We start from the raw sequence: 24425 nt of genomic DNA, 5'->3' as shown, positions 1-24425 counted from the left end.
TTATGCACGCACTCGTGGCCACCGTGGTGCACCATCCCGAGGACGCGCGCATCCTCCACCGCCAGATCCGCGCCCTGCTCGACGCCGGGCACCGCGTCACCTACATGGCGCCCTTCGCCGACCGCGGTGTCACGCCGTGGCAGGAAGTGACACCGGTGAACGTGCCGCGGGCCGCCGGCCGGCGCCGCCTCGCGTCGCTGCGGGCGGCCCGCGCCGCCCTGGCCCGCCACGCGCCCGAGGCCGACGTCCTGCTCTTCCACGACCCCGAACTCCTGCTCGCACTCCCGTCGCGGCGCCCGGCGACCGTGTGGGACGTCCACGAGGACGCGGCGGCGGCACTGCTGACCAAGCCGTGGATGCCGCGCCCGCTGCGGCGCCCGCTGGGGCCGGTGGTGCGCGGCTTCGAGCGGCGCGCCGAGCAGCGGATGCACCTGCTGCTGGCCGAGGAGGGCTACCGCGACCGGTTCGCCCGGCAGCACCCGGTCGTGCCCAACACCACCTACGTGCCCGAGCGGATCGAGCGTGCGCCCGGCACCGACCGGGTCGTCTACCTGGGCCACCTCTCCTCCGCCCGCGGCGCCTACGAGCTGGTCGAGGTGGGGCGCCTGCTGCGGCCGCACGGCGTCCGGGTCGAGATCATCGGCGCGGCCGATCCCGGCATCCGGCCGATGCTGCGCGACGCCCACCGCGAGGAGGCCGTCGAGTGGTACGGCTTCGTCCCCAACGACCAGGCGCTGCGGATGATCTCGGGCGCCCTGGCCGGGATCTGCCTGCTGCAGGACACCCCGAACTACCGCAGCTCGCTGCCGACCAAGATCGTGGAGTACATGGCCCACGGGCTGCCGGTGGTCACCACTCCCAACCCGGCGGCGGTCTCGCTGGTCACCGGCCGCCCCGAGGGCGAGTGCGGCGCCGTGGTGCCCTTCGGCGACGCCGCCGCGGCGGCCGATGCGGTGCTGCGGCTGCGCTCCGACGCCGGGATGCGCGAGCGGTTCTCGGCGACGGGGCACGCCGTCGCGCGCGCGGCTTACCACTGGCCGGTCCAGGCCGAGGTGTTCGTCCGGCAGTTGGAGGAGTGGGCCGGCGTCGCGGCGCCCTCGCGCCTTCCGCGGCAGATCCGCGCCGGGCTCGGCGGCACGGCCGAACCCGCGCCGGCGCCCGCCGGCGGTGCTGCGGCGCCCGAGGCCGCGGGTCAGGACACGGCCGAGGCCGCGGCGCCCGGAGCTCGGCACGGGACCGGGCCCGCCAAGCGGATGCCGCTGTGAGCCGCCGCCCGCGCTGAGCAGCGGCGGCGGGCGCGGCGTCAGATGACGGGCGGGCGGCCGGCCAGGGTCATGCGCCACACGGTGGACCACCGCATGGGCGCGCGGGTGCCGCACTCGGAGCGCCAGCCCTCGCCGAACCCGCGGAACCACGCCCGCAGCTCCGGCAGCGACCGCACCCGGAGCACGGTGATGCCGATCCACACGCCCAGGTGGGCCAGCGCCAGCACCCAGGGCAGGTTCCGGCGGACCAGCCAGACCCGGTTGCGCGCGTTGAGCCGGTAGAAGTCCTCGTGGCGGCTGGGGTGGGTCGAGGGGTGGTACATGACCGCGTCGGCGTCGTACTCGATGTGGTAGCCGGCGTCCAGCACCCGCCAGGCGAGGTCGCTCTCCTCGTGCGCGTAGAAGAACACGCCCGGCAGGCCCCCGGCCCGGTCGAAGGCGGCGCGCCGCACGGCGGCCGCCCCGCCCAGGAACGTGGTGACCCGGCTGGAGCGCAGCGGGTCGCCGGCGCGCAGCCGCGGGACGTAGCGGCGCTGGTCGGGGCCGCCGTCGGGGTCGACGATCCGGAAGGTCAGGATCCCCAGGCCGGGGTCGGCGGCGAAGCGGCGGCTGACGTGCCGGGCGAGGTCGCGCGAGCGGTACCAGCCGTCGTCGTCGAGGAACAGCACGATGTCGCCGCTGGCCGCCTTGACGCCGTGGTTGCGCCCCTCGGGGATGCCGATGTTCTCCGGCAGGTGCACGGTGACGACCTCGTCGGGCAGCCGTGGCAGCTCGGCGCCGTTGCTGACCACGATCAGCTCCAGGTCGGCGCCCTCCTGCTCCAGCACGCTGGTGACCGCGCGGCGCAGCTCGGCCGGGCGGGTCCCCATGGTCAGGATCACGCAGGAGATCTTCAAGCGCTGCTCCCCTCCGTGCCCGACCGCCTCATCGCCGTCGGCCGCCGGGGACAGGGAGGCCTCGCCGAGGCCGCCCTGCTGCGGCGCGGGCGCGGACTCGGCGGGTGCGGGTTCGGGGTGGCTGCTCGGCAGTCCTGGACTGGTCATGGGAACCGTTCGTGGACGTGGACGCATGGTTGACGCAGAATGACCGTTGCATGACACGGCTAACAGAAGCATAAACGCCGCCGGGCTGCGCACGGCGCCTCTGCCGCGGGTGGCGGCCAGGAGTCGGAGTGCGCAGCATCCGGCGCCGAGGGCGGCGGCCGGCTACTCCAGCCGCCGCGACGCGAGCACGCTGACCATGTGCAGGACGGTCTGCACCGCGGCGACGGCCACGCACACCACGACGAGCGTGCGGGTGGCGAGCAGGTCGCCGCGCACCAGGTCCACCACCGCGGTGCCCAGGGCCAGCAGCGACAGCTCCACGGCCTGGATGACCCGGTGGAACCGCAGCGCCGCGGCCGCCTTGCGGGCCATGCCCAGCCGCGCGGAGCGGGGCTGCAGCGCGGCGTCGGAGATCTTCTCCGACAGCCCCGCCTTGGCGCGGGCCACCACCACGTTGTCGGTCTCGGCCTTGATCAGGGCGGCGCCGAGAGCGGCGGCCATACCGCCGATCACCCAGCCGCCGGCGTCGAGCCCGCCCTGGGCCCGCACCCCCAGCCCGATCAGCAAGGCGACCTCGGCCAGGTAGTGGCCGATGCGGTCCAGGAAGATCCCGGCCACGCTGGTGCGGCCGGTGAAGCGGGCGACCTCGCCGTCGGAGCAGTCCAGCAGCAGATACAGCTGCACCAGGACGACCGCCAGCACCGCCGACCACAGCCCGCCGAGGGCCAGGACGGCGCCCGCGAGCACTCCCGCGCTCATCATCAGATAGGTGATGGGGTTGGGCGGCACGCCCAGCCGCACGAAGGCGGTGCTCAGGTAGGGCGACAGGTCGCGCATGTAGAGCCGGCCCGCCCAGTGCTCCTCGTTCAGCCGCTCCTTGATGCCCTCGGGCTGGCCGCCCGAGCGCACCTCATCGATCGATGGCTTGGACATATTCCGCCACGCTCCGCCTGATCTCGTTCTCGGACAGGGCCAGATGCTCCAGCACTGTGTAGCGTCCCGGCCGGGTGGCGGGGGCGTGGGCCACCGCGCGCGCGAACTGCTCTTCGTCCAGGCCGACGTCGCCGGGCAGGGCGGGCAGGCCGTGGCGACGCAGGCAGGCGCCGATCTCGTTCATCCGCGCCTCGCCGAATCCCTGGTAGCGGCTGCGCAGGAAATAGGCGTAGAGGGCGCCGATGCCGGCCAGCTCCCCGTGGTTGCTGGTTCCCGGGTAGAGCTGGTCGATGGCGTGCAGCACCTCGTGGCAGGCGCCGCTGGCGGGACGGCTGGAGCCGGCCACCGACATCGCCATGCCCGAAAGGACCAGCGCCTCGGCCAGGGCGGTCAGAAAGTCCTGGGAGTCGACGCTGTCGCGGCGGTTGACGATGGCCTCGGCGGCGGTGCGCGCGAAGGTGACGGCCATCCCGTCGACGGGCTCGCCCTGCTCGCGGCCTGCCAGCTCCCAGTCGGCGATGGCCGACAGGTTGCTCACCACGTCGCCGATGCCCGAACGCACCAGGCGCTGGGGGGCGGCCCGCACGTAGTCGACGTCGACCACGACGGCGATGGGCATGGTGACGCCGTAGGAGCCCTTGCCGCTCTCGTGCTCCAGGGAGCTGACCGGCGAGGCGATCCCGTCGTGGGAGAGGTTCGTGGCCACCGCGACCATGGGGATACCGGCCATCGAGGCGGCGAACTTGGTGACGTCGATGGTCTTGCCGCCGCCGATGCCGGCCACGGCCTCGTAGGCGCCCGACCGCAGCTTCTTGCCCAGCTCGGTGGCCACGTCCACGCTGCCGCCCTCGACCCGGAACACCTCGCAGTGGGGCAGGTCGAGCTCGGCGGCGATCTGGGAGCCCTGGCCGGGCCCCACCGCCACGGCGATGCGGCCCTCGTTGGCGATGCGGCGGTCGGCCAGCACCGTTCCCAGCGAGGCGATGGCGCCCTGGCGCACGTCGATGGCCAGCGGCGCGTTGACCATGCGGGCTAGTAGCGGCATGCGATCTCCCTGGCGCGGTTCAGGTCGTCGTGGTCGTCCACCTCGACCCAGTCGACCTCGCCGATCGGCGCGACGGCGACCTTGCCGCCGCGGTCGACCAGCTCCTGGAAGCCGTCCTCGTAGTACAGCTGGGGGTCGCGCTCCCACGTGGCCTGGAGCGCGTCGGCCAAGCGGTCCGACAGCGAGCCCTCGATGAGGGTCGCGCCGATGTACTCGCCGGCGGCCTGGGCGGGGTCCATGAGCTTGGTGATGCGGCTGAGGTGGCCGGAGTCGTCCAGGACCACCTTCATCTCTTCGTCGCCGAGCGTTTTGGCGTTGTCCACCGCCAGGAGGAGCTCGGGTCCGCGCGCGGCGAGTAGCGTCTCTTCCACACTCACCGGGTGAACGGTGTCGCCGTTGACGAGGAGGACGCCCTCGGAGAAGTACTCGCGCGCGGTCCACAGGGAGTAGGCGTTGTTCCACTCCTCGGCCTTGTCGTTATAGGCCAGGGTGAGCCGCACTCCGTGGCGGCGCTCCATCTCCTGCTTGCGCTGCTCGACCGCCTCGGCGCGGTAGCCCACGACGACGACGACGTCGGTCAGGCCGGCGGCGGCGAGATTGCGCAGGGAGATGTCCATGATGGTGGTCTCACCATCGACCGGCACCAGTGCCTTGGGCAGGGTGTCGGTGTAGGGGCGCAGTCGGCGGCCCGCTCCTGCGGCAAGAACCATACCGAGCATGTGGGCGTGTTCCTCCTTACATCGTGGAGGCGTCCACGCCTCCCGATTCGTTGCGCGGAGCCTCCGCTTCCGCGACCGGGGTCGCCAGCCAGCTCGTCGTGGCCTCCCAGACGAGCAGTACCGCGAGGTAACCCGTCAGCACACCGTAGGCGAACGGCAGCCAGCCCAGTGCCCCGCCGGCGGCCAGGACCAGCATCCGCCCGTCCCAGCCGAGCATCGCCCGCATGATCCAGGCGGGCGGGCGCACACCGATGCGGGTGCGGTGCACGGCATCGGCGTGGTGCAGCGCGACCGCAGTCAAGAGTACGAAAACCAGCGGACCGGGGACGCCGGACCCGTAGCCGAGCGCGAGGAGATAAAGGTACTCCGTCGCACGCAGGAGGGGCGGGACCAGGCGGTCGAGCCGACCGTCGTGCGGGTGGCCCGAGGCGACTCCGGAGAGCAGCAGCGCGGCGACCGGTGCGAACAGGGTAATGCCAGCGAGGTGCTGGAGTCCCGTCGCCATCAGTACACCGGCGACCAGGGCTCCGGCAAGTGCGGGCAGCAGCGGCGGCAGGCCGCCCGCGGCGAGGCGTCCCAGGCCGGTGCTCAGGTGACCGTCGTCACGGAGAAAGCGCAGGTCCACGCCGCGCCCGGCGGGCGGTGAAGGTGACGCCCCCATTGCTCACCTCGCGGTCTCGTGGTCCGGGCCGCCGGCGAGTTCGGCGGTGACCGCGAGCGCGCAGCCCACGATCAGTGCGATGAACGTCACCCGAGCGTCCCAAATCGTTATCGTCAGCGCCACCACGGCGAAGCGCGCGCCCTGGGGGAAGGCCGCCAGGCGCAGGAGGCGCGAGGCGCGGGCGGAAGGCGGCCGGTCGGTGCCGGCCCGGTCGGCGGGGCGTTCTCCGCCGTCGGCGACGTCCGCGGGGCCTTCGGCGGCGGCCGGGACGGAGTCCTCGGGCCCGGCCGGCCCGTCGCCCAGGATCTCGGCGCGGCCTTCGGACCAGCCCGGCCACGGGGCGCCCTTGGGCACGGTGCGGATGTCCGAGGGCGCGCCGGGGTCCCCGTCCGGCGCGCCGCCGTCGTCGCAGCCGCCGGGAGGGCGGCCGAGGAGTTCGGCGGTCAGCGAGGCGTCGCCGGCCGAGGCGTCGTCCGGGTGCCGACTGGGATCGACGGCGTCGATGGGGCGGGGCAGGCCGGACTCGGGGGTCCACTCCGGCTCGCCGGCGTCGGCGCGGCGCGCGGCAGCGACGGAGTCGCGCAGCGCGAGGGCGATGAGCGCGCCGGCCGCCCAGGCCCAGGCATCGGCGACTCCGGCGGCCGTGCCGCCGATCGCCAGGCCGGCGAAGACGACGTACTCCCGCAGCCGTCCCAGCACCAGCGCCAGCCACACGTCCAGCCGGTCGCGGCGCCCGCCGCGCAGTCGGCGGGCCAGCAGGTCGCTGCCCAGCACGGCCCCCAGCAGCAGGGAGCCGCAGACGGCGCCGCGCAGGCCGGCCTCGGTGAACCAGATCGCGGCCGCGGCGGCCAGCACCGTCCCGACCTGAGTCATGGCCGGCGGGCTCATCGGCTTGCGGCGCGGCCCGCCGCCGAGCGGACCGGTGCGCTTACTGCCACCGCGGCCGGCGCGCGCATCGACGTCTGACACGGCAGTGCCCCTCCCACGCGGCCTCGCGTTCACCGTGTACCCGCGGGGGTACTCCTGGCAACCACCGGCACACCGAAAGCGACGAAGTCCCGAGGGGCCCGCGCCCGAGTCGAGGCGGCCGGCACAGTGCTCAGGAGCCCGAAAGCCGCGCGGACGCGGTGGACGCGACGGCCCCGGGGCCGCGGGAATCAGGCCGCCTGGTCGCCGCCGGCCGGGGTGTCGGCGCCGGCCGGTCCGCGCGCGGTGCCGCCCCGCTGCTCCCCTTCGGCGCGCAGGTCCTCCTGGTAGGCCCGCAGCGCGGTGTCGATGTCGGCGTCCAGCGCCAGGGCCCCGTTCTTCAGGTACAGGCCGCGGCTGCAGAAGCGCCGCAGATCGGCCTCGCTGTGGGAGACCAGCACCATCGTCCGGTCCTCGCCCAGCATCCCCTCGATGGCGCGGTAGCACTTCTGCCTGAACTCCTCGTCCCCCACGGCCAGCACCTCGTCGACCAGCATGACGGGGTGGTCCAGTTGGGCGACCAGGGCGAAACCGAGCCGGACCTTCATGCCGCTGGAGTAGTGCCGCACGGGCATGTCGATGTAGCCCTCGCGGAGGTCGGCGAACTCCACGACCTCGTCGAAGCGCGCGTCGATGACCTCCGGGCTCAACCCGTGCAGGGAGCCGACGAGGTGGATGTTCTCCCGCCCGGTCAGCCGCCCGTTGAACCCGGCCCGCAGCTCCAGCAGGGGCGCGACCCTGCCGCGGACCTCCACCCGGCCCTCGTCGGGGATGAGCACTCCGGCGATCAGCTTGAGCAGCGTGGACTTGCCGGAGCCGTTCTTGCCGACGATGCCCACGCACTCGCCCCGGTGGATGCGGAAGGAGGCGTCGCGCACCGGCCAGAAGGCCCCCCGCCCGGTTCGGGAGCCGCGCCGCAGGCCCGCCAGCACCTCGCGCAGGCCGCGGCGGCGCCCGCGGTTCGCCGAGAACCGGATGCCGAGCCCGGCCGCCTCGATGACGGGCTCCGGCATCAAAGCTCCTTCAGCATCGACGCCTCCAGACGCCGGAACGTCGCGTATCCGGCGATCAGGATCAGGATCGCTCCCCCGATGCTCGTCGACAGGACCAGGGCACCGGGGGCGTCGGCCGGATACCAGACCGCGTGGTGCATCTTGAAGATACCCAGCAGCGGATTGAACTGGAAAAGCGTGACGAACCAGGCCGGGAAGCGGTCCGACTCCAGCACCAGGGCCGAGGGGATGATGATGGCCGAGGAGTAGAACAGCACCCGGTTGAGGATCCGCACTACCCGCTCGACGTCGCGCACCAGCACGTTCACCGTCGCCAGCAGGAACGTCATGCCCAGCGAGAAGACGAGCTGCGCGGTCACGGCCAGCGGCAGCCACACCAGCAGGCCCCAGGCGCTGGTGCGCCCGCCGAGGGCGGCCGCGAAGACCAGCAGCACCGGCCAGGTGAACACGTAGTCGACGAACTTCGCCGCGACCGCCTGGACCGGGAAGATCTCCCGCGGCATGCGCATCGTGGTGATGAGCTTGCTGTGGCTGATGATCGCGTTGGGCGCCTGGCCCAGCGACTGCGCGAACCACAGCCACGGCAGCAGACCCGAGATCAGGAACAGGGGGTAGCCGCCCGGAGCGTCGGCGCCGCCGGGGACGCCCCGGTCGGTGTCGAAGATCAGGCCGAAGACGAAGAAGTAGACCCCCGCCATCGCCAGGGGCTCCAGCATCGACCAGGCGTAGCCCAGGATCGAGCTCTGGTACCTGACCTTCAGGTCCCGCCGCACCAGGAGGCTCACGACCCGCCGGTTCTGCCAGACGGCCAGCGCCCGCGACGCCACCGCCGCCTCCTCCCCTGCGCTGTGCACCCGAATCCGCGAAAGCGGCGGGGCGGGCCGCACTCGCGCGGGAGCGCCTCCGCCGGCGCCCGGCACCCGACCGCGGTGGAGGCCGCGGCACTCCGCCCAAGCACCGAGCCTAGCGGGTTTGCGTGTTTGCCCGCGGGTGCGCGGGGGCCTCGCTCCGCGGTCTCGTCGGTCCAGACGGCGCCGCCCGCAGGCCCGCTGGGGCCGCACCACCGGGAGGACCGGGGTGCGCGGGCGTCGGAGCGCGCGGGGACGGGTCCGCTAACCTCGGCTAGTGCGCCGGGAAGCGGGAGCGGAGCCCGCCGGACCCGGCCTCGGCTGCCGCAGCAGAGAGGACGACGATGCCGGTGGACTCGGCCCCGCCCGCGCGCCCGCAGGCGGGTGCGCTCCCCCACGTCACGGCGGCGGTGCTGGCCGGCGGCGTCGGCACGCGCATGGGCGGCGGAGCGCCCAAGCAGCTGCTGCCGCTGGCGGGCCGCCCCGTTCTCGAGCACGCGCTGGCCGCGTTCTGCGCCGCCCCCGAGGTCGACGACGTCATCGTGCTGATGGCCGCCGACCACCTCGCCGATGCGGAGCGGATCGTCGCCGAGGCGGGCCTCGATCGGGTCTCGGCCGTCCTGCCGGGCGGGGCGAGCCGCACCGAGACCTCGGCGGCGGCGCTGCGCGCGCTGGAGCAGCGCGGCGACGACGACCTGGTGCTGCTGCACGATGCCGCCCGCCCGCTGGTCACGCCCCACGTCATCAGCTCCTGCGTGGGCGCCCTGGCCGGCTCGGGCGCCGTCGGCGTCGCCGTGCCCGCCGGCGACACGGTGGTCGAGGTCTCCTCGGGCACCGGGGGCGCCGAGGTGCTGCGCGACGTTCCGCCCCGGTCCTCGCTGCGCCGCATGCAGACGCCGCAGGGCTTCCGGCTGGGGGTGATCCGCCGCGCCTACCGGCTGGCGCTGGCCGACCCGGCGCTGGTGGCCACCGACGACTGCGGTGTGGTGCTGCGCTACCTGCCCGACGAGGAGGTCCGCATCATCGCCGGCGACGAGTCCAACATCAAGGTCACCAACCCCGGCGACGTGGAGATCGCCGAGACGCTGCTGCGCCTGCGCGGGGGCGCGGCGGCGGACGGGCGGCGGGAGGCCCGGCGGTGACCGTCTTCGACGCGCCCGAGGTCATCGGGCACCGCGGATCGGGGCGCGGCACCGAGTCGGGATTCCGGGAGAACTCCGCGGAGTCCTACCTGGCGGCGGTCGGGGCCGGGGCGCGGTGGATCGAGATCGACGTCCGGCGCACCGCCGACGACGTGCTGGTGATCCACCACGACGCGGCCCTCGCCGACGGTCGGCCGATCGTGGACGTCTCCGCCGACGTGTGCCGCCGGGAGGGCCTGCTCACGCTGGAGGAGGCGTTCGCGGCGGTTCCCGCCGTCGTCGGCGTGGACGTCGACGTCAAGACGGTGATGGAGGACGCGACCGACCCGCCCGAGCGGCGCACCGCGTCACTGCTGCTGCCCGCCCTGCGCCGCGAGGCCGAGCGCCGCCGCACCGCATCCGGTCGGGAGCGCGTGTTCGTCTGCTCGTTCGATCCCGCCGCCCTGCTGGCGGTGCGCGCGGGGGCGCCGGAGATCCCGCTGGCGTGGATGCCGTTCGTGCGCAATCCCCTCGACCAGGCGGTGGCCGGCGCCGCCGGCCTGGGCTGCGACCTGGTGGCGATCGACGCCCGCTCCTTCGGCCTCACCGGCGACGCCCCGCGCCCGGGACGCCGCGAGGTGGCCTACACGGTCGGCATCGCCCACCGAGCGGGCCTGGAGGTCGTCACCTGGTGCCCCGACCCGGTCGACGCCGCCCGCTTCACCGAGGCGGGCGTGGACGCCGTGGTCGTCGACGACGTGCCGGGAGTCGTGGCGGCACTGAAGGAACACTGAGCCCGCCGGTTCCACACGCACGCCCGCGACCGGCTGCCTGAGCTGATCGACGAGGTGGAAAGCACCTGCGGCAAGGTGGTCATCACGCGCTATGGGCGGGAAGCGGCCGTCCTGATCTCGGCGGACCGCCTGGAGGCGCTGGAGGAGACACTGGACATCCTCGGCGACCATGAGCTTATGCAGCAGATCGCCGAATCCCGGCGGAATCTGGCCGAGGGCAGTGTCTTCGACGCAGAGACCGTCTCCGCGCTGATGGCTGAGCGGAAGCATCGGCGGTGACGACGCCGACGACCGCGCCGATCCCTACGCCGGCTGCTGGCGGTTGGCCCGGGCCACTCGGGAGTCGGCGCCCAGGCTCGGGGGGCTGGTGAGGAAGCCGACGCCCCAGGCCATGTGCATGGTCGCCAGGGCCAGCGGGATGCTGATCCGGGCCTTGGCGGGCAGGCCGCGGCCCAGCGGGAACGACGCCGCCAGGATCGCGGCGGCATAGGCCCCGGGGACGAGCCAGGCGGGCCAGAACACCACTCCGCCCACCAGGCCCAGCGCGATCGCGCAGACGGCGACCGGTGGTGCGAGGTAGCGCAGGTTGATGGTGCCCTTGTGCTGGCGGGAGACGACGCGGCGCCAGCGCCCGTAGTTGAAGTACTGCTTGGCCAGGGCCCGCACGGTGGGCCGGGGGCGGTAGGAGACGCGCATCCGCGGCTCGAACCAGACCGTGCCGCCGCTGGTGCGGATGCGGTGGTTCATCTCCCAGTCCTGGGCGCGCAGGAACGCCTCGTCGTAGCCGCCCACGCGCTCCAGCGCCGAGCGGCGGAAGACGCCCAGGTAGACGGTGTCGGCCGGGCCGCCTTCGCCGCCGGTGTGGAAGCGGGCGTTGCCCACCCCCACCTTGGAGGTCATGGCGGCGGCGACCGCCTTCTCCCACGGGGTCTCGCCCTCGGCCGCCATGATGCCGCCGACGTTGTCCGCACCGGTCTCCTCGATGGTGCGCACCGCGACCGCGAGGTAGTCGGCGGGCATCATCGAGTGGCCGTCGATGCGCGCGACGATGCTGTGCGAGGACGCGGCGATCGCGGCGTTGAGGCCCGTCGGCGTGCGGCCGGTGGGGTTGTCGACGACCTTCACCCGCGAGTCCGCCTCCGCGAGGCCGTCGGCGACCTCGCGGGTGCGGTCGGCGCACGGGCCGACCGCGAGCACGACCTCCAGCTCGCCCGGATAGTCCTGGGCGAGGACGTGGCGGACTGCGGACGCCAGGTGGCGCTCCTCGTTGAGCACGGGCATGACGACGGATACGGCCGGCCAGGTCACGGGCGATTCCAACGGTCGGAGTACACGGGGTGCGCGATCCGCTTGCGGGTTCGCAGTCGATACGGTACTGCACTCTCCGGCCGCGCCCGGCCACCGCGCCCGGCCACCGCGACCGGCCCGCCCCGGCCGCCCGCACCCGCCGCGCAGAACCGCGCGGGCGCCCCGTGCGTCGGACAAGGCGGACCGCCGGGCGCCGCCGACCCCCGCCGACCGCCTCGCCCGGCAGGAAGTGGGCAACACGCCGAGAGCTGACATCGAGCGACCGATCGGTGGATTCGGTGACAAGACACGCGCCGACCTGCGGGTATTCAGTTGTGATCGGGCTGCATCCCGGATCTGTCCCGCCTACTCGCGGGTAACCGGGTGCGGCAACCTAGACGGCGAACCCGAGCGCCGCGTCCATGGCGCCCCTGCCGAGGTCTTCGTGATCGGGCATCAGGTGCCCGTAGGTGTCGAACGTCTCGCTGATCGTGGCGTGCCCCATACGGGACTGGATCGCCTTGGCGTTCACCCCGGCGGCGATCTGCGCCGAGGCGTAGTAGTGCCGCAAGTCGTGGTAGCGCGTGCCCTTCGGCATGCCGGCCTTCCTCACTGCCGCCCGCCACACGTCGCCGAAGCGGTTGCGCAGCACCGAGGATCCGTTCGGGTTGGTGATCAGCACCCCGTCGTCGGCGCGCGGCGGGAACCGCTTCATGTGCTCGGTGACCTCCGCGAGGATGCCGTCGTCCAGGGGCACCGTGCGCCGCCCCGCACCGGTCTTCACGTCGACCAGTGCGCCGTTCTGCATCTGCTTGCGCACCAGCAGCCGCCGCCGCAGGAACTCCACACGCGCCTTGGTGAGGCCGAGTGCTTCGCCCTGCCGGAGCCCGGCGCCGGCCGCCAGGATCACGGCCAGGCGGAACCGCGGGTGTATGGCGTCGGCGAGCGCGCGGACCTGCTCGGCGGTGAAGACCGTCACGTCGTGCTGCTCTCGCTTCGGCAGCTTCACCCTGGCGCACGGGTTGGCGACGATCAGTTCATCGTCGACCGCCGAGGCGAGGATGACGCGCAGCGTCGCGACGGTCGTGTACAGCGTCGAGGTCGACGTCGTGTCCTTGACCTCGGCGACCAGCCGTTTCACGTCGGCGCGGGTGAGGCTGCCGAGCTGCCGATGCCCCAGGCGCGGCTCGATGCGCACGCGCCAGTGCCGGTCGTAGGTCGTCATGCTGTTCTCGCCCAGGTGGTGCTGGGCGGGCTTCCAGCGCTTTTCGACGTACTCGGCGAGCGTGATGCGGCCCCGGGCGGGGTCGACGTAGGCGCCGCGCGCCATGTCGGCCTCGACGGTCGCGGCGTAGCGCTCGGCGTCGGGCTTGCGGTGGAAGCTCTTGGACTTCTCGGCGCCGGCGGGGTCGACCCACACGACACACCAGCGCTTGCCTTTGCCGTGGCGCGCCGACTTCGAGCCGTCGCGGTTCTTCCAGAGGTCACGTATCCGCGCCATCGGGCGGGCTCTCCTGTTCGTTCTCCGGTGCCTGCATGTACCCGGGTCGAACACGTGCGTCCTCATCGAGCCGTTCAGGGCCGAGGAGTTGGGCGCGCGTGCGGTTGAGCCGGTCGGCCACCTCGCCATGCTGGGCGAGGGTGCCGGCACGGGTGCCACGCGGCCGAGCGTGGGCGATGAACGCGGCTATCTCGGTGTCGTCGGGGTCGAGAGACAGAGGCCGCTGCCCGTCCGCCCACAGCCAGGCGTAGTCCGCGGGAAACTCGCCTCTCCCCGTGATCTCGGCGTAACCGGCGAGAGTCGGAGGAAGCAGCAGGGCGCTGGGGTTCACACCGAGCGCGATCGACAGCACCATCAGTTCGTCGGCGTTGACGTGTCGAGCGCCCGGCCGTTCGTCCGCCGCGGCCTCGATCTTCTGAATGCCCTCCCGCGGGATGTCGTAGCCGAGTTCGGCGGTCCGAGCAGAGAGTTTGGCGGCCGAAAGCCCCTGACCCTCGCGTAGCCGTCGGACGTTCTGCGCCACTGTCTTAGTGGTTGGGCCATGGAATTTGGTCTTTCGCGTCGCCATAGGGGCCACTGTAACGAGCAATCCGGTCACCTCCTTTGCTGTCTGGCAGCGTCTGCGTACATGTGCTAGCTTCATGCACACAGGCACTCGTGTCAAGCAGAGTTGCACTTAAAAAGTGCAATCTTGGAAGGTGAGAGATGAGTACCAAGTACCTGACTACCGAGCAGGCGGCGGAGCTGGCCGGCGTCAGGCCGAAGACGCTGGTGATGATGCGTTACGAGGGGCGCGGCCCGCGCTACGTGAAGCTCTCGCCGGGCCGGTCCGGTCGCGTCCGGTACCCCGAGGCCGCAGTCATCGCATGGCTGAAGGCGCGCGAGCAGGGCGGGGACGGTGAGGCGGCGTGACCACACAAAGCAGCGACCCCCGGCCGGGCGGGGCCGAGGGTCGCACAAGCGCTCATGTGGATGCAGGAGCTAGCAAGAGCATAGCGTCCGCCACTGTCGCCGAACAGGCCGCCCTCGATCGCATGCCCTCGGCCTTCGCCTCGGCCTACGCTCCCGCTCCCGGGCGCACGCTGTGGGCGGCCGTCTATGCCTGCCCTCAGTGCGGACACCACCACCTCGCCCGCGGGCGCGCGCTCGAAGCGCTGGCCGGCATCCGGCGCGCCCGGTGCGGACGCCGCGTGTGGGTCGTCATCGCACGCCGGTACCGGGGCGGAGGTGAGGGCAGGTGACTCCGCTAGACGGCGCCCTCTGGCTGATCAGCCGAGGCTTGCCCGTGTTCCCGGCCGACCACCCCGCAACCGCCCGGTGCACCGGGATCGGTCGCGGCCACGACCCGACCGAGTGCGCCGACCGGGGAAAACACCCGTGCGTGCCCTTCAGCCGCACCTACACCAGTGACGAGCGGGAAGCCTTCCGCTGGTTCGACGGCCGGCACCGCAACGTGGCCGTCGCCGTAGGCGCCGCCCGCGGCCCCAGCGGGGAGCGCCTGGTGGTGGTCGACTCCGACCGCCCCGGCGCCCTCGAAGCGGCCGCCGCCGACCTCGGCGAACAGCATGCACCGACCATGCGCGTGACCACGGCGAAAGGCCACCATGACTACTACTGGGCGCCCGCCGACGCCGACCTCGGCAACGGACTCGGCGCGCTGCGCGGTCACCTCGACGGCGACGTGCGGGCGGGGCGCGCCTACGTGATCGGCCCCGGATCCGTGCACGCCACCGGCGTCCTCTACCGGGTGGCCGAGGACCGCCCCATCGCCGCAGCCCCCGGGTGGCTAGTGGCCGCGCTCCAGGCGGCGCCGAGGTCGACAGACCGGAGCGGGGTGACGACCGTAACCGCGCCGCCCGGCCGGCGGCTCCTGGCCCTGGTGCGGTTCGTCTTGGAATCCCGGCAGGGCGAGCGAAACGCCCGACTGTACTGGGCGGCCTGCCGCGCGTTCGAGTCCCTCGACGACGTCGGCGAGCGCAGCGCCGCCGCGGCGGCGCTGACCGACGCCGCTACCGCGGTCGGCCTGCCCGAGGGCGAATCCCGCAAGACCATCGACTCCGCGTATCGGAAGGCGGCCCGGTGACTGACGACCACAACGGCGACGACGTCAACGAGCAGGCGCGCCGCATCATGGAGGCCAACGGCATCACGGTCGAGGAGGGCGGCAACAAGAAGGGGCCGTCCCAAGCCTCGCAGTTGGTCGCGCTCGCCCGAAAACGCTATGAGTTCTTCATGGCAGAGGACGGGCGCGCCTACGCCGTTGCGCTCGACGGCCCCAACATCGCCCTGCCGCTGCGCGGAAAGGCGGGGCTGCGCGCCCAGTTGGCGCGCATCTACACCGACACCAACGGTGGCGCTGTCCCCTCGCAGGCAGGGCTCGCCGACGCCATGACCGTCCTGGAGGGCGTTGCCAGCTCGGCCGACCCGCGGGTGCCGCACCTGCGGGTCGCGCGCAACGGCGACGAGATCGTGGTTGACCTGGGTACTGCGGACGGGGCCTGCGTGGTGATCGGCCCGCACGGCTGGCGGCGTCAGGCGCGCTCGCCGGTGCTTTTCCGCCGCTCGGGCGCCATGAAGCCGCTGCCCGCGCCGGTCAGAGACGGCGATGGGCTCGCCCGCTTGGGGCGTCTGATCAACACCGACGACCGCGGCTTCGAGCTGCTGACGGCGTGGCTGGCCGCGGCGTTCATCCCCGACCTGCCGCACCCGATCCTCACGTTCCGAGGCGAGCAGGGCACGGGCAAGAGCAAGGGTGCCCAGATGGTCATCGGGATCATCGACCCCTCGGGCGCTCCGAAGCGCACGGCGCCGCGCGATGTGCGCAGCTGGAGTGTGCAGGCGTTCAACAGCTGGGCGCTGTGCCTGGACAACGTCTCTTACCTACCTGACTGGCTCTCTGACGCACTGTGCCGCGCGGTGACCGGTGACGGGATCGTCGACCGGGCGCTTTACTCCGACGACGACGTCGTCGTGCTGGAGTTCCGGCGGGTGCTGGCTATGACCACGATCGACGCCGGGGCCTTGGCCGGCGACCTCGCCGAGCGGCTGCTGACGATCGAACTGGACTTGATACCCGACCACAAGCGCCGGGAGGAGGGCGACCTCGACACCGCCTTCGCCGACGCGCACGCGGGCATCCTCGCCAGCCTGTTCGACCTGCTCGCCGACGTGCTGAAGGCGCTGCCCGACGTCGAGCTGACCGAGCGGCCGCGCATGGCCGACTTCGCCCGGGTGTTGGCGGCCGTCGACCGGGTGCGCGGCTGGCGGACGCTGGACACGTACAAGGCCAGCGCGCGCGACGCCGTCGCCGACGTGCTGGAAGGCGAACCCTTTGCCCAGGCCGTGGTCGCCATGGTCCGCAAGGCGGGGGCGGACGGTGTCACTTTGACCGCCCAGCAGATCCTCGACGCCGTCGAAACACCCGAGCGTCTGCCGAAGAAGTGGCCGCGGGACAGCACCCGCGCCGGCGGCTACCTCAAGCGACTCGCCCCGGCGCTGCGGGCTATCGGTATCGAGGTCGACGACACCCAGCGCCAGACCACGGGCAACCGATCGCGGCTCTACCGCATCACGGCATTAGAGAGTGGGTGCAAAACAGCACCCGCAGCGCCCACAGCACCCGCTAGTGGCGCTGAACAGGGGAAACGCGCGGGTGCTGTGCCGGATGCCAGCACCCGGAACTCCCATCACAGCACCCGCACCCGCCCCAGCGCGGGCGCTGCGGGCGCTGGGGCGGGTGCTGAGAATTCGCCAGCACCCGCAGAGAGCGACCCGTCTGAGCTGGGCGAACAACCCCCTTCGGGTGCTGCGGGCGCAGCGGGCGCTGAAATGCACCCTCTCTCTAATCCCGTCACCCCCGGCGGGCGCCCGCGCGGCACGTGCCAGGTGTGCGGCGATCCCATGACGATCGTCGAGCCCCGCCAGACCACACACCCCAGTTGCGACGCCGAGGAGGGCTCCGCATGACCGTCGACCCGACCGGGGAAAGAGCCACCGTGGCTCGAGCCTGGCCATCTCGTGAGCAGTGGGCCGCTCAAGCCGAGCACCACGTCCGCACCGTCTGCTTTGCTCACGAACGCGTCTCCGACGACCCCGCCAACTGGCTCACCCCCGACGAGCAGACGGAGCTCGGCGAACGCCTGGGCAAGGTCGTCGGCGAAACCCGCCGAGTCCTGCGCGGCCGTGGCACCGAGGCCGACGTCCGCAGCGACCGCCGGACCATCAGCCACGCCAACCGCCGCGCCCGTTCCGGATCCGCTGACGCCATCCTGCACGCGGTCGCCGACGTGCTACGAACCGCGGGACGTCACCTCGGCACCGACAACGCCGACCTGTCACGTCTCCGCGAACTCGCCGCGATGGTGCGCCAGCGTCGCGACCGTGCGGCCGCGGCAGCCGAGGAGCAAGCGGTGCGGAGCGAGGTCGCTCGCCGCAACTCCCAGGAAGGGTGGCAGGCCGAGCTGGAGCGGCGCCGGCGGATCGACACGCACGACCCACTGATCACGCACGCCGCCGGGGGAGCCGAATGACCACCGAACCGCCCGACCTCGCCATGCGTGCCCGCGACGCCGTCAACGCCGCGCCCGCCGGGTCGATGCAGCGGCGCGCCGCCGGGTGCGTGCTGGCGGTGCTCGCCACCACGTCCAGCGTCCGCGCCGCCCACAAGGCGCTCGCCGAGGCCGACCTCGACGGCGACGTGCGCGCCGCCGCCCACGAGTTTCTCGCTGAGATCGACGCTGAGCGGTCGGCACCCACGGCGCAGGCACCCACCAGCGCCGGTGCGCGTTCGGCCGCCAGCGTTGACCTCACGGCCCCGATTTCCGGTGAGGCGGCCCCATGAGTGCGGGAGCGGCGCCCCGGCCGCCCAGCGCCTACGTGCACGGCGTCGAGGCGCCCGTCGCCATCGTCCCCGGCCGCGTGGCAGCCCGCCTCGACGCGCTGATGAACCTGCGTCGCCTGCGACTCGACGTCCGCGGCCACGACCCCGAACTCGATGCCGTACTCGTCGCGCTCGGCACCGCGGCCGCCGCGTGGCGGGCTACCGCCACCGGAAGTACGGACCCACCAGAACCGGAAGCCGCGCCATCGTGTGCATGGTTGAGCACCAGCCAGGCCGCCGAGGCATTGGGCATCAGCGACCGGGCCGTGCGCCTGGCAATCGCCCAGGGGCGCCTCGACGCCCGCAGCGTCGCCGGCCGCTGGCGCATCAACCGCGACGACGTCGAGCACTACCGCGCCGCCCGCACCCTGCGGGCAGCCTGAGCAGGGGGACACCGTGGCAACACCCGCAGACGTACAACAGGAGTTCCAGCGCACCGCCGAGCGCATCAACACCCGGCGCGACCTCAGCCAGCAGGGCAAAGAAGTCCTCACCGCACGCGAGTACGTCAAGGCGCGCGACATGCTCGCCGAGGCCAAGCAGACCTTTCTCGACGACCTCAAGACCCAGCGGCGCATAGCCGAGCGCCAACTGTTCGGATCACTCACCAGCACCGACCCCACATCAGCCATCAGCCGTCGCGACGCCCAGGACCGGGCCGCCCGTGTCGAGGACGCCACCGAAGCGCGCGAGCTGCTGCGCCGCGCCGAGCGCAACGGCGACGAACACCTCGCCCAGGCCATCGCCGCGCGCGCGGTCGAGTTCCCCCTCGACGTCGAATGGTCCGCCATCGTCGACGAGTACGTAAGCACCCGACCCAAGGCGGCCGAGGCGCTCGCACGCCTGCGAGAGCTGCCCGACCCCAACGATGTCGCCTACGGGTTCCGCGTCGAGATGCAGTTCGCCGTCGTGCCCACCGGCGCGCTCGCAAGCAAGCGCCCCGACCAGGTCGACAGCCTCGCCGCGACCGACCTCGGCGACGAGTGAACCGAGCAGCCCACCCCCGGGGAGGTTCCCCCCTCCCCGGGGGGCCCGTGGATCGGTGCGTTTAGCGTCCGCCGGTGCGCGGCGCCCGAAACGTCCTTATGGAGGTTGACCGCATGACCACTGACCGCGTGCCTTCGCCGCCGAATGGGGCCGGCGCGTCCGGCCGCAAGCTGTGGTGTTCGATCGTTGAGGACTATGACCTCGACGCCCACGAGGAGTTGCTGCTCGTTCAGGCGGTGCGCTGTGTCGACCGCCTCGACGAGATGGCGGCCGCGCTCGCCGAGGCGCCGCTGACGGCGACGAACCGCCACGGCGACGAAGTGCCGCACCCGCTGCTGGTGGAGTCCCGACAGCAGTCGATCACGCTGACCCGTCTCCTCGCTTCCATGCGCCTGCCCAGCGGGGAGGATGATGGGGCTCGCCGACCGCAACGCCGCGGCGCCGCCCGCGGCGCCTACGGCTTCCGGGATGTTGCATGAGGCGCAGGCGGCCGCCCGGTATGGGCGGTGCGCTGCCGGAGGAGCTGCACCCGCGCAACTGGGGCGGCTGGCTGACCGAGGCTGAGCGCGCCGCCTGGGAGCGGCCGGACTTCGGCGCCGGCGGCCTTAGCTGGCTGTGGATGGAGGCCACCACACGCCAGCAGGAGGCTGCGCGGGAATGGTGCGCCGAGACGGGCCGCTCCTTCGGCGAATGGCTGGAAATGGCCGAGCGTGAAGCGACCGGGTAGATCCGATCGAGAACGGCCGCCCCTGCGGCTGACGCGGGGGCGGCCGTTGCGCGCGCCGGCCTCCCCCGGGACAAGTCCCGCCCGGCGCGCGGTCCTCTGCCGGGACAAGTCCCGCCCGGCGCGCGGTCCTCTGCCGAGTCTCGCCGCCCCCGGGACCGGCCGTCTATGGGTTCGGGAAAGCACAGGTCAGATACACCGCAGGGGTACCCGATCCCTGCGGGACCGGAACAGGAACGGGACAGGCACCCACCCGAAGGCGGGTTACCGCAGGTGGCGCGGCGTGCGCCGCCGGAATCGCGGTTACTGTCCAGCGCCCGCGTGCGGGACCGCGCGGCCGGTGGGAAGGCCAGGACGGACCCGGCCGCGCGGAGATCAGAACGTCAGCCTTCGGCCACCAGGGCGAAGGGCTTGCAGTGGCGCAGCGGCGGCGCCTGTAGCTGCGCTTCCAGCTTCGCGGCGGTCGGTTCGTGCAGCGTCGGCGCGCACACGGAATCGTGGCCGCGCTTGTTGGTCGCCACCCAGGCGGCCGGGCGCCCCCGGTCGTCCTTGGAGCGCCACACCTTCCAGTTCGGGTACTGCCGGTTCAGCCGTTCCAGGGTGGCCTGGTCGTCGTCGTGGTCAGGGGATGCGGTAGCCATGGCGACAGACTCGCCCGCCCGCCGCGGCCGGCGGGAGACGACCGGTGGTGACCACCTCGGCGGTCACCGGTCACCACCCGGCGGCCTCGGCCTCGGCGGCGACCCGGTCGCGGTAGTCGCTCACCCGGCGATCGTCGCCGTAGCGGCCTTCCAGCTCGCCGAGCAGGTCCCCGGCGCGGCTCACCAGCGACCCGGATCGCCGGTCGAAGGCGAAGGCGGCCGCGCCCAGGTGCACGGCCTCGTCGAGGTCACCGCGCCGGGCGGCCAGCATGCCCAGGTCGATACGGACATCGGCCAGCCGCATGGGCCAGCGGGTTCCGGCGGGCTGCTCGCACTGGCGCACCACCTCGGCGCAGTGCTCGGCGGCCACCTGATCCCACCCGAGCAGGGTGTAGATGGTGGCCGCGTAGAACTCGTACTTCGAGGGGTCGAAGATGAAGTGGTGTTCGGGGTGGTCGGGGCGCGGCAGTTGGCGCAGCAGCGCCCGGCCGGTGGTGATGGCGTCGTGCGCCCGGTCGTCGCCCATGCGGGCGCGCGCCTTGGCCTCCTGGAGGGCGAGCTGCACACCGGCGCTGGTGACGCCTGCGTGTTGCTGCCCGGCCTCGGCGGCCTCGACGACGGCGCCGTATCGGCCTTCGGTTAGGGCGAACCAGGCGGCCATCTCGAAGGACCATCCGATGATCTCGCCGTGCCCGGTCTGCTCGCCGAGCTGGCGCACCGCCCGCCGGGCGGCCTCGGCCGCCGGCCGGTCGCCGACGTCGAAGTGCACGCACCCCACCAGCGCGGCCAGCCAGCCGACCATCACGAGCACGTCGCGGTGTTGGGCCAGCGTCAGGCGCCCATCCAGCATGCTTACGGCGCGCTCCATGAGCGCCTTGGAGCGGTCGCGCAACTGCGGGCCGGGCATGGTTGGGTAGTCGCGGCAGAGCTGGTGAACGGCGCCGTCGAGGACGTCGAGGGTGCCGGGGCCGAGGTCGGAGGTTTCGGCGCGGCGCATGAACTCCAGCATGGCGCCGGTCTCGTCGGCGGCCGGCCGGGCGGGCGCCTCGGCGGCGGCCGCCAGCGCCCCGCCGGCGCCCAGGGCGCGGTCGACGGCCTCGGCCAGGCCCGCCGAGGGGCGCTGTTTCCCGGCGAGCACGCGTGAGAGGTAGGCGTGATCGAAGTGGGTGCGCCGGGCCAGTTCGCGCACGCTCACGCCCTGCTCGTCGAGGGCGGCGCGTACCCGGTCGCCGAAGGCCGGAGCGCGGTCGGGGGTAGGATCAGCCATGGTCCCGTTCTCCTGGTCTTGGGTCGCACCACCAGGCTAGAGCGGGACCGTTGCCGTGTCAGGGCGCCCGCGGCGATCCGGGGGACAGGCGGGGCGCCCGGCCGGTTCCGCGGGCAGGGGAAAGCCCCCTCGCTACCCGCTGCGTTGCAGGTCACGAGGGGGCTGATCCGCTACACGGGGTGCTACCGGTAGCGGGCGGCCAGCTACCGGCCGGCGGCCTTCTCCACCGCTTCGCGCTCCACGCCGCGCTTGTTCACCCCGTCCTGCTTGATCTGCTTGGTGCGGACCTTGAACGGGCTCAACGCGTTGGCGAGCTGGGTCGCGCGCTCCCGCTCGTCGGCGATCTCCTGCCAGGGCCCATAGGTCTCGGGCCGGTACTCGGCGAGTGCGGCCACCAGCCGCACCGACCACACCGCCTCAGCATCGCCGGGCCACACCGCCAGCAGGTGGTCGAGCAGCGTCGAGGTGTCCTCGACTTCGGGGGCGTTGCCGGCGGCGTAGCCCGTCAGTGTGCCCGCGGCCGCCCGCACGGCCCGCGCCCGGTCGGCGATGCGCTCGGCGGCCGGGGCGTCGATGTAGGCCGTGCGCACGATTTGGGGATCGTCGGCGACGCCGTCGAGGTAGCCGATCCCCTTGTCCTTGCCGGTGAACATGGTCGCGCGCACCCCGTTGCGGTAGGCCGAGGTGCCCAGCACCATGTCGTTCTCGGTCTGGCCCATCACCCGCAGGCAGAACCGGATACCGACGTTGGCGCTCACCCCGGTGGGCAGCGAGTTCGCGTCCGGGCGCTGCGTGGCCAACAGCAGAATCACGCCCATGGCCGGGCCGCGCTTGATGATGGCCTCGGCCAGCCGCGCCGCCTCCTTGGCCGTGTCCTTGTCGGAGTGGCCGAACAGCTCTTGGCACTCGTCGATGGCGATCACCAGCGGATGTAGGCCCAGGCCCGCGCCCGCCAGCTCCGGTGTCACCTTGTTCTCGGGGCAGCGCGCCGGGTCGGCCTCGGCGATCCGGCTGATCGTGGCCGCGCGGGTGTCCAACTCCCGGTGTGCGCTGCGCAGGCTGGACAGGCACCGCCCGATCGTGTCCTCGTCGGCGCCGGAACCGTAGTCGTGGGAGACCTTGGCCAGGGGCCGGCAGTCCCCGGTGCCCTTCAGCTCGAAGGTGCGCAGCTCCGCGCCGGGGTCTAGGGCCGCGGCCAGCAGCAGCACCCGCAGCGCGAACGTCTTGCCCATCCGCGGTTTGGCGCCGATCAGCACCGACTCGAACATCAGGCACACCTCGACGGGGCGGCCGCGCACGTCGGCGCCGAAGGGCACCGGCGTGAACAGGTCGGCGGTGCCCGACTTCGCCAGCGGCCACGACACGGGCGGCTGCGCGTTGAGCGCCTGCTGTCCGACCCACACCACCAGGCGGCCCGGATGCTCTTCGTTGACGGGTTCGGGCCACACGCAGCCCAGCGGGCGGCGCAGCCCGGATGCGAGCTTGTCGCGCCGCTCGATGACGTCGAGGGCGGTCACCCCATAGGGCAGGTCGACCTCGGCGCGCCAGCCGGGGCCGTCCTGGACGATCGGGGCGACGAAGGCGATCCCGGCGCCCTTGGGGCCGAGCGCCTTGGTGACCTCGGCGATGCCCAGCGAGCCCAGCGCCCGCAGCACCGTGTCGGAGTCGAGCTTGGTCACCTGCGGGGCCAGTACCGCCCGCCCGATCAGCGGCGCATCCTTGCGGCCGCCGGCCGCGCCCAGGGCCGACAGCAGCACCCCGACGCCGACCCATACCGCCCAGGTGGGCACGGCCCCGGCGGCGACGACGGCGCCCAGCAGCACGGCCAGGCCGAGCACGGCCGAGGCGTAGCGGCGCGGGCGCACGATCCGGTCGTGCTCGCGCTTGAGCATCAGGTAGCCGCTGGTGTCGCCGCGGGCCACGGCTTGGAGGCGCAGCGGCTTGGACTCGGCGTCGGCGACCCAGTGCCACCAGCGCACCACCAGGCGGCCGGTACCGCGCGGCGAGCGCCCCAGCAGCTTCACCAGGTACCACGGGGTACGGGTGGCGTGGTAGGCGGCCACGTGCGCAGAGTAGGCCGCCAGGAACCGGGCCAGGCGGGCGCGCTCGGCGCCGGTGGCCAGGTAGGCGGGCACGATCGGGCGGGCGGTGCGGGCGCGCTCGGCCAGCTCGGCGAGCCAGTCGCCGCGGTCGGGTGCGTCGACCGGCGGCGCCTCGGCGGCCTCGGCCTGCTCGTCGACAAGCTCGGCCTCAACCAGCGGCCCGACCACCTCGGCGCGGGGCGGCTGCTCGTCGGCGCCCGGTAGCGGTTCGGCGGGCGGGGCGTCGGGGCCGTCGTGGTCGAGGTCGGCGCCGGGAAACCGGATCACCTCGGCCGCGGCGCGGTGTTGGGGCTGCTCTGTCATGCTGTGTGGGCTCCTCACGTGGGAGTGGCGGCCCGCCCCGGAGGTCGGTAGCCAGGCGGGGCGGGCCGCGTCATCGGTGGCGGTCACAGGGCGTTGGGCTCCAGCGCGAAGAACAGCACGTGCGGGCGCTGGATCAGCCCGAGCTGTTCGGCGACGTGGGTGAGGATCTGATCGAACGCCTCGCCGCGGGTGCCGCCGGGCTGCGCGCCCCACGTGCCCGAGCGGGTGTCCATCCCGATCCCGGTGGGGGCGGGGTATTGCACGGTGATGATCCAGTGCCACTGGCTTACGGGCTGCTCGGTGGTGTCTGCCATGGGTTCCTCCCG

27 protein-coding genes and 2 pseudogenes are annotated in these 24425 nt (G+C 73.1%); 14 read left to right on the top strand and 15 right to left on the bottom strand.

Annotated elements, in window-relative coordinates:
• The first annotated feature begins 2 nt into the window (after positions 1-2).
• Positions 3-1265 (top strand): glycosyltransferase family 4 protein, encoded by a 1263-nt coding sequence (locus FZ103_RS00810; RefSeq protein ID WP_155998088.1) that lies wholly within the window; start codon positions 3-5, stop codon positions 1263-1265.
• A gap of 38 nt (positions 1266-1303) precedes the next feature.
• On the opposite strand, the gene FZ103_RS00805 is transcribed toward FZ103_RS00810, so the two are convergent.
• The 8 genes and pseudogenes from FZ103_RS00805 to FZ103_RS00770 form a co-directional block, all read right to left on the bottom strand.
• Positions 1304-2134, bottom strand: coding sequence for a glycosyltransferase (locus tag FZ103_RS00805; RefSeq protein WP_343233341.1), 831 nt, complete (start codon positions 2132-2134; stop codon positions 1304-1306).
• A 336-nt stretch (positions 2135-2470) separates the two neighbouring features.
• Positions 2471-3241 (bottom strand): CDP-alcohol phosphatidyltransferase family protein, encoded by a 771-nt coding sequence (locus FZ103_RS00800; protein ID WP_155998086.1) that lies wholly within the window; start codon positions 3239-3241, stop codon positions 2471-2473.
• A complete protein-coding gene (locus FZ103_RS00795) occupies positions 3219-4268 on the bottom strand; it encodes an iron-containing alcohol dehydrogenase family protein (RefSeq protein ID WP_155998521.1) in 1050 nt (349 codons plus the stop codon). The genes FZ103_RS00800 and FZ103_RS00795 overlap by 23 nt, the downstream gene beginning before the upstream one ends.
• A 5-nt stretch (positions 4269-4273) precedes the next feature.
• Complete coding sequence (locus FZ103_RS00790; protein WP_155998085.1) at positions 4274-5005, bottom strand: sugar phosphate nucleotidyltransferase; 732 nt, start codon at positions 5003-5005, stop codon at positions 4274-4276.
• 16 nt (positions 5006-5021) lie between these two features.
• Positions 5022-5666: a DUF5941 domain-containing protein gene (locus FZ103_RS00785; protein WP_155998084.1), complete on the bottom strand. Its 645-nt coding sequence runs from the start codon at positions 5664-5666 to the stop codon at positions 5022-5024.
• A gap of 3 nt (positions 5667-5669) precedes the next feature.
• The gene (locus FZ103_RS00780; RefSeq protein WP_155998083.1) at positions 5670-6539 is read right to left on the bottom strand and encodes a hypothetical protein; all 870 of its coding nucleotides are present in this window, start codon (positions 6537-6539) and stop codon (positions 5670-5672) included.
• Positions 6540-6823: 284 nt separating this feature from the next.
• Positions 6824-7495 (bottom strand): annotated as a pseudogene (locus FZ103_RS00775) (ABC transporter ATP-binding protein); the annotation flags it as partial.
• Positions 7496-7644: 149 nt separating this feature from the next.
• The gene (locus FZ103_RS00770) at positions 7645-8472 is read right to left on the bottom strand and encodes an ABC transporter permease (RefSeq protein WP_186355719.1); all 828 of its coding nucleotides are present in this window, start codon (positions 8470-8472) and stop codon (positions 7645-7647) included.
• Between the two features lie 365 nt (positions 8473-8837).
• On the opposite strand from FZ103_RS00770, the gene FZ103_RS00765 reads away from it, so the two are divergent.
• The 3 genes and pseudogenes from FZ103_RS00765 to FZ103_RS00755 all read left to right on the top strand — a co-directional run.
• On the top strand, positions 8838-9635 hold the full coding sequence (locus tag FZ103_RS00765) for a 2-C-methyl-D-erythritol 4-phosphate cytidylyltransferase (protein WP_155998081.1): 798 nt from the start codon (positions 8838-8840) through the stop codon (positions 9633-9635).
• On the top strand, positions 9632-10408 hold the full coding sequence (locus tag FZ103_RS00760; RefSeq protein WP_186355613.1) for a glycerophosphodiester phosphodiesterase: 777 nt from the start codon (positions 9632-9634) through the stop codon (positions 10406-10408). Before FZ103_RS00765 ends, FZ103_RS00760 begins: the two co-directional genes overlap by 4 nt.
• 30 nt (positions 10409-10438) lie before the next feature.
• Positions 10439-10687, top strand: a pseudogene (locus tag FZ103_RS00755) (type II toxin-antitoxin system Phd/YefM family antitoxin); the annotation flags it as partial.
• Between the two features lie 24 nt (positions 10688-10711).
• Here FZ103_RS00755 and FZ103_RS00750 read toward each other — a convergent pair.
• The 3 genes from FZ103_RS00750 to FZ103_RS24775 form a co-directional block, all read right to left on the bottom strand.
• Positions 10712-11716: a glycosyltransferase family 2 protein gene (locus FZ103_RS00750; RefSeq protein WP_186355612.1), complete on the bottom strand. Its 1005-nt coding sequence runs from the start codon at positions 11714-11716 to the stop codon at positions 10712-10714.
• A gap of 373 nt (positions 11717-12089) precedes the next feature.
• A complete protein-coding gene (locus tag FZ103_RS00745) occupies positions 12090-13196 on the bottom strand; it encodes a site-specific integrase (RefSeq protein ID WP_186355611.1) in 1107 nt (368 codons plus the stop codon).
• Positions 13180-13764, bottom strand: coding sequence for a helix-turn-helix domain-containing protein (locus tag FZ103_RS24775; RefSeq protein WP_186355610.1), 585 nt, complete (start codon positions 13762-13764; stop codon positions 13180-13182). Before FZ103_RS24775 ends, FZ103_RS00745 begins: the two co-directional genes overlap by 17 nt.
• Positions 13765-13901: 137 nt before the next feature.
• Between FZ103_RS24775 and FZ103_RS00735 the strand changes: the two genes are divergently transcribed.
• The 10 genes from FZ103_RS00735 (at position 13902) to FZ103_RS00695 (ending at position 19789) form a co-directional block, all read left to right on the top strand.
• Positions 13902-14108, top strand: a complete 207-nt coding sequence (locus tag FZ103_RS00735; protein ID WP_155998078.1) for an AlpA family transcriptional regulator — start codon at positions 13902-13904, stop codon at positions 14106-14108.
• 56 nt (positions 14109-14164) lie between these two features.
• Positions 14165-14437: a hypothetical protein gene (locus FZ103_RS24770; protein WP_186355609.1), complete on the top strand. Its 273-nt coding sequence runs from the start codon at positions 14165-14167 to the stop codon at positions 14435-14437.
• Positions 14434-15279: a bifunctional DNA primase/polymerase gene (locus FZ103_RS00730; RefSeq protein WP_155998077.1), complete on the top strand. Its 846-nt coding sequence runs from the start codon at positions 14434-14436 to the stop codon at positions 15277-15279. Before FZ103_RS24770 ends, FZ103_RS00730 begins: the two co-directional genes overlap by 4 nt.
• Positions 15276-17162, top strand: a complete 1887-nt coding sequence (locus FZ103_RS00725) for an ATP-binding protein (RefSeq protein WP_222936414.1) — start codon at positions 15276-15278, stop codon at positions 17160-17162. The genes FZ103_RS00730 and FZ103_RS00725 overlap by 4 nt, the downstream gene beginning before the upstream one ends.
• On the top strand, positions 17159-17725 hold the full coding sequence (locus FZ103_RS00720; protein ID WP_155998076.1) for a hypothetical protein: 567 nt from the start codon (positions 17159-17161) through the stop codon (positions 17723-17725). The genes FZ103_RS00725 and FZ103_RS00720 overlap by 4 nt, the downstream gene beginning before the upstream one ends.
• A complete protein-coding gene (locus FZ103_RS00715) occupies positions 17722-18036 on the top strand; it encodes a hypothetical protein (protein ID WP_155998075.1) in 315 nt (104 codons plus the stop codon). The genes FZ103_RS00720 and FZ103_RS00715 overlap by 4 nt, the downstream gene beginning before the upstream one ends.
• Positions 18033-18458, top strand: a complete 426-nt coding sequence (locus tag FZ103_RS00710) for a helix-turn-helix domain-containing protein (protein WP_155998074.1) — start codon at positions 18033-18035, stop codon at positions 18456-18458. The genes FZ103_RS00715 and FZ103_RS00710 overlap by 4 nt, the downstream gene beginning before the upstream one ends.
• Positions 18459-18471: 13 nt before the next feature.
• Complete coding sequence (locus tag FZ103_RS00705) at positions 18472-19062, top strand: hypothetical protein (RefSeq protein WP_155998073.1); 591 nt, start codon at positions 18472-18474, stop codon at positions 19060-19062.
• Positions 19063-19175: 113 nt separating this feature from the next.
• The gene (locus FZ103_RS00700) at positions 19176-19541 is read left to right on the top strand and encodes a hypothetical protein (RefSeq protein ID WP_155998072.1); all 366 of its coding nucleotides are present in this window, start codon (positions 19176-19178) and stop codon (positions 19539-19541) included.
• On the top strand, positions 19538-19789 hold the full coding sequence (locus FZ103_RS00695; RefSeq protein WP_155998071.1) for a hypothetical protein: 252 nt from the start codon (positions 19538-19540) through the stop codon (positions 19787-19789). The genes FZ103_RS00700 and FZ103_RS00695 overlap by 4 nt, the downstream gene beginning before the upstream one ends.
• A 380-nt stretch (positions 19790-20169) precedes the next feature.
• On the opposite strand, the gene FZ103_RS00690 is transcribed toward FZ103_RS00695, so the two are convergent.
• The 4 genes from FZ103_RS00690 to FZ103_RS00675 form a co-directional block, all read right to left on the bottom strand.
• Positions 20170-20427: a hypothetical protein gene (locus FZ103_RS00690; protein ID WP_155998070.1), complete on the bottom strand. Its 258-nt coding sequence runs from the start codon at positions 20425-20427 to the stop codon at positions 20170-20172.
• A gap of 70 nt (positions 20428-20497) precedes the next feature.
• On the bottom strand, positions 20498-21694 hold the full coding sequence (locus FZ103_RS00685; protein WP_155998069.1) for a helix-turn-helix transcriptional regulator: 1197 nt from the start codon (positions 21692-21694) through the stop codon (positions 20498-20500).
• Positions 21695-21897: 203 nt separating this feature from the next.
• Positions 21898-24099 (bottom strand): DUF3631 domain-containing protein, encoded by a 2202-nt coding sequence (locus tag FZ103_RS00680; protein ID WP_155998068.1) that lies wholly within the window; start codon positions 24097-24099, stop codon positions 21898-21900.
• An 83-nt stretch (positions 24100-24182) separates the two neighbouring features.
• A complete protein-coding gene (locus FZ103_RS00675) occupies positions 24183-24413 on the bottom strand; it encodes a hypothetical protein (protein ID WP_155998067.1) in 231 nt (76 codons plus the stop codon).
• Between the last annotated feature and the right edge of the window lie 12 nt (positions 24414-24425).

It is taken from the genome of Streptomonospora sp. PA3 (genome assembly GCF_009728995.1).
Taxonomy (GTDB): Bacteria; Actinomycetota; Actinomycetes; order Streptosporangiales; family Streptosporangiaceae; genus Streptomonospora.
The sequence above is the reverse complement of the archived record's forward strand: the minus strand, read 5'-3'. Positions and strand labels throughout refer to the sequence as shown.